Source organism: Actinomycetota bacterium (assembly GCA_036280995.1).
GTDB lineage: Bacteria > Actinomycetota > CALGFH01 > CALGFH01 > CALGFH01 > CALGFH01.
The window spans coordinates 1-8677 of the sequence record DASUPQ010000769.1; the positions used below are offsets into that span (position 1 = coordinate 1).

The 8677-nt window shown below is 71.8% G+C and carries 10 protein-coding genes; 4 read left to right on the forward strand and 6 right to left on the reverse strand.

Annotated elements, in window-relative coordinates:
* A partial coding sequence (locus VF468_25695) for a DUF6328 family protein (GenBank protein HEX5881681.1) occupies positions 1 to 217 on the forward strand: 217 nt, incomplete at its 5' end.
* Positions 218 to 438: 221 nt separating this feature from the next.
* Here VF468_25695 and VF468_25700 read toward each other — a convergent pair.
* Positions 439 to 2124, reverse strand: a complete 1686-nt coding sequence (locus VF468_25700) for an AMP-binding protein (GenBank protein HEX5881682.1) — start codon at positions 2122 to 2124, stop codon at positions 439 to 441.
* Positions 2125 to 2266: 142 nt separating this feature from the next.
* Here VF468_25700 and VF468_25705 point away from each other — a divergent pair, with 142 nt between their 5' ends.
* Positions 2267 to 3820 (forward strand): amidase, encoded by a 1554-nt coding sequence (locus VF468_25705; GenBank protein ID HEX5881683.1) that lies wholly within the window; start codon positions 2267 to 2269, stop codon positions 3818 to 3820.
* On the opposite strand, the gene VF468_25710 is transcribed toward VF468_25705, so the two are convergent.
* Both VF468_25710 and VF468_25715 read right to left on the reverse strand, forming a co-directional pair.
* Entirely contained in the window at positions 3817 to 4203 is a 387-nt protein-coding gene (locus VF468_25710) for a nuclear transport factor 2 family protein (protein ID HEX5881684.1), read from the reverse strand. The two genes, VF468_25705 and VF468_25710, sit on opposite strands and share 4 nt — an antisense overlap.
* Positions 4204 to 4333: 130 nt before the next feature.
* Positions 4334 to 4582, reverse strand: a complete 249-nt coding sequence (locus VF468_25715; GenBank protein ID HEX5881685.1) for a hypothetical protein — start codon at positions 4580 to 4582, stop codon at positions 4334 to 4336.
* A gap of 129 nt (positions 4583 to 4711) precedes the next feature.
* Between VF468_25715 and VF468_25720 the strand changes: the two genes are divergently transcribed.
* Positions 4712 to 5533 carry an alpha/beta hydrolase gene (locus tag VF468_25720; GenBank protein ID HEX5881686.1) on the forward strand — a complete coding sequence of 274 codons (822 nt, stop codon included), beginning with the start codon at positions 4712 to 4714 and terminating at the stop codon, positions 5531 to 5533.
* A gap of 246 nt (positions 5534 to 5779) precedes the next feature.
* On the opposite strand, the gene VF468_25725 is transcribed toward VF468_25720, so the two are convergent.
* A complete protein-coding gene (locus VF468_25725; GenBank protein ID HEX5881687.1) occupies positions 5780 to 6163 on the reverse strand; it encodes a hypothetical protein in 384 nt (127 codons plus the stop codon).
* Positions 6164 to 6190: 27 nt separating this feature from the next.
* Here VF468_25725 and VF468_25730 point away from each other — a divergent pair, with 27 nt between their 5' ends.
* On the forward strand, positions 6191 to 6352 hold the full coding sequence (locus VF468_25730) for a hypothetical protein (GenBank protein ID HEX5881688.1): 162 nt from the start codon (positions 6191 to 6193) through the stop codon (positions 6350 to 6352).
* Positions 6353 to 6972: 620 nt separating this feature from the next.
* Here the strand turns inward: VF468_25730 and VF468_25735 are convergent.
* Both VF468_25735 and VF468_25740 read right to left on the reverse strand, forming a co-directional pair.
* The gene (locus VF468_25735; protein ID HEX5881689.1) at positions 6973 to 8133 is read right to left on the reverse strand and encodes a hypothetical protein; all 1161 of its coding nucleotides are present in this window, start codon (positions 8131 to 8133) and stop codon (positions 6973 to 6975) included.
* Between the two features lie 279 nt (positions 8134 to 8412).
* The coding region (locus VF468_25740) for a hypothetical protein (GenBank protein HEX5881690.1) at positions 8413 to 8677 on the reverse strand (265 nt) is incomplete at its 5' end.

The window sequence follows — 8677 nt, forward strand, 5'->3', positions numbered from 1 at the left end:
CGCGATGGTCCGCAAGGGCAACCGGGAAGCGATCGCCGGGACCGGCGCCATCGCCCTGGCCTTCACCGGCGTGCTGTACCTCATCACCGACCTGGTCTTCACCACCCAAGCCGCGATCGCGGTCGCGGTCGCCTTCTTCGCCCTGACCGCGTGGCGCTGGTGGGCAGTCGCGCTCTACCGCAAGGCCCGCGAACAGGCAGCGGCCACGCAGACCTAGGCGATGCTCAGGCTGGGATATCGCGGCCCTGACGCTCGTTCCTGATCTGCGCGACCCGCGGCTGGCACAGCGCTCACACGCGTGTAGGCCGCGACTACCTGGAGTGAGCCACTGGTCGGGGCCGCCGGGACGCTGGCGCCAGCCGTCACCTCGGGAGTTCGACGCCGCCGATTGTGGGCTTGGCGTCGTGCGGCGCCTGAGCGCCCGGTTCCCGTAGGTGCTCAGCCGCCGCGGTGCCGTTCCCGCTCGCGGAGTTCGACGCGGCGGATCTTGCCGGAGATGGTCTTGGGCAGGTCGGCGGTGAACTCGATCTCGCGCGGGTACTTGTAGGGGGCGGTGACGGCCCGGCAGTGCTCCTGGAGCTCGGCGACCAGGGCCTCGGAGCTCTCGCGGCCGGGGACGAGGACGATGTAGGCCTTGACGATCTGGCCGCGCAGCGGATCGGGCTTGCCGACCACCGCCGCCTCGGCCACCGCCGGGTGCTCGACCAGGGCCGACTCCACCTCGAAGGGGCCGATGCGGTAGGCGGCCGAGGTGATCACGTCGTCGGCGCGGCCGACGAACCAGAAGTAGCCGTCCTCGTCCACGTAGGCACGGTCACCGGTGTCGTAGAAGTCGCCCCGGAACGCGGCCGCGGTCGCCTCCGGGTCGCGCCAGTAGCCGGTGAACAGCCCCACCGGGCGCTCCGGCCGGACGCGGACGGCGACGTGGCCTTCCTGGCCGGGGCCGAGGATTCGGGCGTCGTCGTCGATCACGACCACGTCGAAGCCGGGCGTCGGCTTGCCCATCGAGCCGGGGCGCACCTCCAGGCAGCGGAAGTTGGCCAGCAGGTTGACGGTCTCGGTCTGGCCGTAGCCGTCGTAGATCGTTAGCCCGGTGGCCGCCTGCCAGACCTTGATCACCTCGGGGTTGAGCGGCTCACCGGCCGAGACACAATGGCGCAGCCGCGACCAGTCGTAGCCGGCCAGGTCGAGCAGGACCAGCGCGCGGTAGACGGTCGGCGGGGCGCAGAAGGTGGTGACCCCGTGCTCGCCGATCAGCCGCAGCATCAGGTCGAAGTCGGGCTTGCCGCGCACATCCCAGAGGAAGTTGGCCGCGCCGAGCGCCCACTGGCCGAACAGCTTGCCCCAGGCCGCCTTGGCCCAGCCGAAGTCGCTGACCGTCCAGTGCAGGTCGTCGGGCTTGAGGTCCTGCCAGAAGCGGGCGGTGATCTGGTGGCCGATGCCGGCCGAGGCCTGGGTGTGCAGCACCATCTTGGGGTAGGCGACCGTGCCCGAGGTGAAGTAGAGCAGCATCGGGTCGTCGGACCTGGTCGGCTCCGCCTCCGGGGGGCCGTCGCCGGCGGCGGCCAGCCCGTCGGCCCACGAGACCCAGCCGCCGGCCTGGTCGGATGCCTCGTCGGGGATGCCGCCGTAGCCTCCGCCGGCCAGATAGACCCGGGTCCGGAGGCTGGGGCAGTCGGCGGCGACCTGGTCGACCTTGGCGATGCCCTCGGCGTCGACCACGACCACGCTGGCCTCGGCGCTGTTGAGCCGGTAGGCGATGTCGCGCGGGGTGAGCAGGGTGGTGGCCGGCATCGGCACGGCGCCCAGCTTGATGCAGCCCAGGACCACGTCGTACCAGTCGGGCACGCGGGGCAGCATCACGAACACCCGGTCGCCTTTGGTGACCCCCTGGCCGGCCAGGAACCGGGCCGCCCGGTCGGAGGAGCGGGCGAGGTCGGCGAAGCTGAAGCGGCGGGGATCGCCCCCGTCGGGGCCGACCGCCAGGAGCGCCAGCTTGCCGGGCTCCCGCACCGCCCAGGCGTCGACCACGTCACGGGCGTAGTTGTAGCGCTCCGGGACCTCCAGCCGGAACGACGCCCGGGTCGCCAGGTAGTCGGTCATGTTCGGCGGCAGATCGCGCATGGTGGGCCTCCCGGTCCGGGGAGCATCCTGACGAGAGCCTAGCGCGCCGGCACCGCCTCCTCACAGGCAGCTGCTAGGCGTTGACAGCGGACGCCTGGACGCGTAGGCAAGCGGCAGCAGCCGTCGCCCACTGGGGGTAGTCATGGCCGTTCAGCGTCCCGCACCCGAGGACCTCACCGCGATCGCCCGCCAGTTCCACTTCGGCATCGCCCCCGAGCGCCTGCCATCGTTCGAGGCCCTGGTCGAGGGGTTCCTGGCTCCCTACGACCGGCTCGACGAGCTCCAGGAGCCCAAGCGGCAGCCGCGCTACCCCCGCGACGGCGGGACCGAGCCCCGGCCCGAGGAGAATCCGCTGGGGGCCTGGGCCTGGCGGGTCCGGATCGAGGGCGCCGACGGCGGCCCGCTGGCCGGCCGGACCGTCGCCATCAAGGACAACGTCGCCGTCGCCGGCGTGCCCATGCGCAACGGCACGACGCTGCTGGACGGCTACGTGCCCGACGAGGACGCCACCGTGGTCGAGCGGGTCCTGGACGCCGGCGGCACCATCCTCGGCAAGGCCGTCTGCGAGAGCCTGTGCTTCTCGGGCGGCAGCCACACCGCCGACAGCGGCCCGGTCCGCAACCCCTACGACCCGACCCGCTCCACCGGCGGCTCCTCGACCGGCTCGGCCGCGCTGGTCGCCGCCGGCGAGGTCGACCTGGCCATCGGTGGCGACCAGGGCGGCTCGGTGCGGATCCCGAGCTGCTGGTCGGGCATCTACGGGCTGAAGCCGACCTGGGGGCTGGTCCCGTACACCGGCGCGTTCCCGATCGAGGCCTCCCTCGACCACCTCGGCCCGATGGCCGCCACCACCAGGGACGTGGCCCTGCTGCTGTCGGTCCTGGCCGGCCCCGATGGCCTGGACCCGCGCCAGCACGCCGGGCTGCGGCCCGCCGACTACCTGGGCGCGCTCACCGGCGACGTCGCCGGGCTGCGCCTGGCCCTGGTCAGAGAGGGGTTCGGGATCGCCGGGCTGTCCGAGGCCGACGTCGATGAGGCGGTCCGGGAGGCCGCCCGCGCCTTCGAGCGGCTCGGCGCCAAGGTCGAGGAGGTCTCGATCCCCTGGCACCGGGACGCCATGGCGGTGTGGAACGCGATCGCGGTCGAGGGAGCCACGGCGATCATGGTCGCCGGCGAGAGCATGGCCCGCGGAGCCAAGGGCCACTACGCGACCGGCCTGGTCGACACCTTCGGCGAGGGCCGCCGGGCCAAGGGCGACCGGCTGTCGGAGACGGTCAAGCTGACGGTGCTGGCCGGGCAGTGGATGGCCGAGACCCACCGCGGCCGCTACTACGCCAAGGCCCAGAACCTGGCCCGCACCGCCACCGCGGCCTACGACCAGGTCCTGGCCGGTCACGACCTGCTCGTCATGCCGACCCTTCCCCTCAAGGCAACCGAGCTGCCCGAGCCCGACTGCCCGGTCGAGGTCTACGTGGCCAGGGCCCTGGAGATGATCCCCAACACCGCCCCCTTCGACGTCACCGGCCACCCGGCCATGAACGTCCCCTGCGCCATCTCGGCGGGCCTGCCCGTCGGCATGATGCTGGTCGGCCGCCACGCCGACGAGGCCACCATCCTGCGCGCCGCCGACGCCTTCGAACGCCAGGTGTTCCGCCCCGACCGGCCGGCGCGGCCGCGGCTCACAAGGCGTGGCTAGTCGGCGACTGCCTGGTCGCCCCAGGCGTTGTCGATCACATAGCGCCAGCTGCCGTCGGCCTGGCGACGGGCCACCTCGGCCGTCGTGGCGCCCAGGGCAACCGGATTGCCGTCCGGGCCGGTGCCACGCAGCGACCAGGTGTTGGCCAGATAGGCCAGCTCGCCAACGGTGACCACCAGCTTGGTGTCGAGGGTGATGCGGCCCTTGAGGGCCAAGAAGCCCTGAAGGGCGGCGCGCGCCTGTTCGCCGCCGTTGGCCACGCTGCCCGGCTGGGCGATCAGGGCGGCGTCGGGCTCATACAGCTCCATGAGGCCATCAAGGTCGCCGGCGTTGAAGCGGTTCTCGAACAACCGGTGGATCTGCTCAGGGGTGGTGGCGGGCATGGGCGCTCCCTTCGGGAAACCAGCAGGCAGGTCGAGCATCAGCATGCCGGGGGAAGGCTCCTCATCCAAGAGTGGCGGAGCAGGATGAGGGCGAGTTCCGGCTCGCCGCGGAGGTTCTCGGTTGTGCTGGTCATGGGTCGGCGGAGCGGGTTCCTCGACGATCGAGGTAGCCGCCTCGCCGCCGGCCATACGCCTCTGGCCGCAGCTGGCGTTCCAGCTGCATCAGGCTCCAGACCCTGGTGCCGTCGGCGCGCAGGTAGGGCTCGATGTTGGCGGCCGCCTCCTGGATGGTGGCCAGGTCGACGCCGAGCAGCTCGGCGCACCGCGGCAGCGGCGCCGCGATCGGCCGGCCCAGGTCAGGGTCGTGCCAGGTCCCCACCGGAGCAGGATATCGAACACTTGTTCTATTCGACATCGGGAAACCTGCGTACCGGTCGCAGGCAGCAGGGGCCAAAGCGAACTGGGAGCATGCTTGACCGGTGTCGGGGCGAGGGGAAGACTTTGGGTCGTGGCTGACACCGAGACCGCACCGCAGACCGGCTATGCCCCGGTGGACGGCCTCCGGATGTACTACGAGCTCCACGGCGCTGGTGGCCGACCGTTGCTGTTGTTGCATGGTGGGCTGTTCAACATCGACCTGCAGTTCGGCCCGCTGCTCCCCGGGCTGGCCGCGACCCGCCAGGTCATCGCCGCCGACTTCCAGGGCCACGGACGGACCGGTGACATTGACCGGCCGCTCACCAGTGCGAACCTTGCCTCTGATGTGGTCGGGCTGCTCGGGCACCTGGGTGTCGCCCAGGTCGACGTCTTCGGGAACAGCGTGGGTGGCGCCGTCGCCCTTCATCTCGCCATCAACCATCCTGAGCTGGTCGGCAAGCTGGTCGTGTCGTCGGTGTCGTTCCATCCCGATGGTGACCGTTCGGAGAATGCCGAGGCGGTGGAGGCCCTGACGGTGGACGCCATCGCCGGGACGCCGATGGAGCAGGACTACCGGGCCAAGTCACCGAACCCTGACAAGCTGCAGGAGCTCCTGGACAAGCTGGGGCAGTTCGACGCGGGGTTCCCTGGCTGGGCCGACGCCGACATCGAGGGGATCGCCGCGCCGACGTTGATCACCGTGGGGGACTGCGACGCGGTGCGGCTCGAGCACGCGGTCCGGTTCCTGCAGTTGCGTGGTGGCGACGTCAACGGCGATTTCGTCGGGGTCCCGGCCTCGCAGCTGGCGGTGTTCCCAGGAACGACGCACTTTTTCGGGCTCGCCAAGACCGACCTCGTCCTGGGAGCGGTGCTGCCGTTCCTGGATGCGCCCCTGGCCGACGCTCGACCATGATGCGTGCTCCGCGCCAACCCGGCTTGGGTACCAGCCGCCGGCACCGGAGAACACGCCGTACGGGACCTACGAGTGGCCCATCAGCTCATCGTCGGCTCCGCGGGTTGCGCCGGGGCGACGAGATCGCCTTTACCCGCGCCGACGGTGCATCGGTGCGCTTCGCCGTGGAGCGGACCGAGCAGCATGACAGGCAACGGGTTCCCGATCGACGCCGTGTACTAGCCGACCCTGACCCTCTTACGGGGTTCAGGGGACGCGCAGGTCGCACCGGTCCACAACCTGCCGGTAGGCGTCCAGGGCACGGTCGAACCTGATCGACTCACTGGCCCCGACCTGCTGGGGGACAGCGAGCTTGTCGAGCACCTGGCCGACCGGCAGCCCGCGATTGGCCGGGTCGTTCAAGATCCTGTCGTGCTCGGCAAGAGCCCCTCGCAGCTTGACGGCGCTGGCGAGCATCGCGTTGGCCCGGTCAACGGCCGTCTTGCACGCCGGTGTGGCGACCGGTGCCGAGGAGCCAGTGAGGCTCCGGTCCGCGGAGTCGGCAGCCGTCGTCCTCGTCGCATCGTGGGCTGGCCGGTTGTCGGACCAGGCCACCGCGCCGACAGCCACACCACCGACCAGCGCGACCACGACCAGCAGGCCGGCAAGGAGCAGCCAGTGAAGCGGCGGCCGCCCGCGCACGGCCCGTCCGGCGGGCTCGCCACCCAGGCGCTCGCCCTGGACCCCGACCTGGCTGGGAGGTTCCCACTGGCTGTCGAGCCGGACCATGTGCCGTCGCAGCGCCTCGAGCTGCCGATGGCGGTCGTCTTCCTGCTCTGAAGCCATGCCCCCACCTCCTGGATCCGCGTCGCGACCGGCGGAGCAACCACAACGGCCCGGCAGCGCTAGACCGGTGCCACGAGATCTTCCGACGAGCGCAACCGGGCATCCTAGCGAATCCGGTCAGTGACGGCACGGAATGGGGGAAGCCACACGACCCGACAGCCAACAACTCGGCGATGGGCCTCGGGACGGCGTGGCAACGCTCGGCGGCTAACCGCGACCGCGGGCAGCGACCGCAGCGAAACAGCCAGAGCACTTCTCGACAAAGCTTGCCGCTTCCCAATCCTCGTTCAGCACCGTAAGGGTCTCCGCCTTGATCCCGCAGACGGTAGCGCCGGTCGCCGCGCATACCGCGTGGGTTGGGCCGACTGGAGCGGTCCTGGCGACCCGGAACACCCCGTCCGGCCGGTGGGCCAGGGATGGCACTTGCTGGAGTCGTTCGGCGCCAACCTTGTAGCGCATAGGCACCCTCCTTGGGGGCTCGCGGGAGCATCCTCCCAATTGTTCCCAATGTGCAACCCGCACCTGTTTGTGGTGATGAGGTGTCGCCCCTCCTGGGATCGACTGTGTGACGACCGTCCAGCGGCTGCGCCGCGACCCGCCGGTGCCGCGCCGGGTCATCCCCGGCTGAGCTCGTCCGTACCGCCGGCGTCAGCTGGGGTGGCGGTCCGGTCGGCGGTCCGCCGTTCCCGGGGGAGCCAGGTGACCGCGTTGGCCACGGCGACGTCCAGCTCGCTGTCCCATAGGGGGCGTTGCGCCTGGGCGAGGGCCCTGCCCAGGCCCGATGCGGCGCCCTTCCAGGTGATGCCGATCGCGCCGGCGGCGGCCAGGACGGCCGCGACCACCGCGGACGCCGCGCGGACGACCACCACCACGACCAGGGCCGCGGCCAGGATCGCCGCCACCGCGGTGGTGACGATCCAGAAGCGGCGCAGGAAGCGCACGGTGAGCCGGCGGAGGTGGCCAAGGAACTGGTCGGCCGCCCACAGGTAGTCGTCGGTGGACAACAGGTCGAGGCCGTCCCGCTCGCCGGACAGCAAGGCCCGCCACAGCTGGCCCTGGCGGTGCAGCGCCCGGGTGACGCTCTCGCGGTCGGGGGCGGCCGACCAGTCCACCGGCCGGGCGGGCGGCCGCCGGGGCCGCCGCGCCAGCGCCTGCCCCGGGTCGTCGACGGCCGACCGCAGGGTCGGGGCGTCGCTCCAGGCCGCCCACGCCTGGAGCGACCCGCTGACGGCCTCGGCGGCGTGCGGAGGGAACGCCGACCTGAGGTCGGCCAGCCACCCCAGCAGGTTGTCCAGCCGGAAGCGGGCGAAGGTCCGCCGGAAGGTCTCCGGGTGCTTGGCGTCGGGCAGCAGGGCGGTCTGGGCCAGGGCCCGGCCGAGGCCGTAGGCCTTGCCCAGCCGGAAGTCGGCCGCGGTCAGGGCCATCAGCAGCTGGCGGTGCAGCTCGGCCACGGCCGCCCGGAGCTGGCCCGGCTGGCGCACGTCGGCCTCCAGCAGCGCCTGGATGGGGCCGGTGTCGGGGGGCTCCTGGCCGGAGCGGCCGAACTGCCAGGCGAATGCAAGATCGACCCGCACCTGGTCGAGCAGCAGCCTGGCCCGGGACAGCGGATCGAGCTCGCCGATGCCGGTGAGCCGGTCCACGCCGGCCGACCGGCGCTGCGCGGTCCCTGGGATGTTGGCGTGGAACAGCTCGGCCACGTGCCAGCCGAGCACGAACGCCGCGACGACCGCATCCCGGGCGGCGTCGGAGCGGTCGGGGCCCTCGGGCGGTGTCACGGCGCTCCTCAGCTGTCCTTCCTGGGGCGGTGGCGGCCCCGGCGTCCAGGGCACATGTGCCCGGTTGGACGAGAACGCTCGGTATGTTGGCCAATGCCGCCCTGCCTGACAAGGCGTGGCCGGCAGCGAGGAAGTCCGCCTGCCCGGACCGCCACGTCAGGCGCCGCCGGTGCCAGGAGGAACGTTCGACTCCATCCGTGGACCTAGTGGTCCGTCCCTGAGGTGTCTTGACATGTTGCAGGCCAGGTTTCGCGAGGAGCTGAGGTCCGTTCACCGGTCTCAGCCGGCGGCTCGCAGACCAGGCCCTGCCTCCCCGCGAGCGGTGCCCCAGGAGCCGCGCGCGGACGGTCGAAGCCACAGCGACGTCGTGGTCGGCTGCATTGTCGTCTCCACGACCGCCAGCAGCTCGGCCGACAGCGTGTCCAGATCCAGCTCCTCGCGCAGCCGGGCGCTGAACGCCTGGATGGTCTTGGCCGCGTCGTAGCGGCGCCGGTTGAACCGCCGGTCGACCGCCAGTTGGATGCGACGCCGGGCCGGCTGGAAC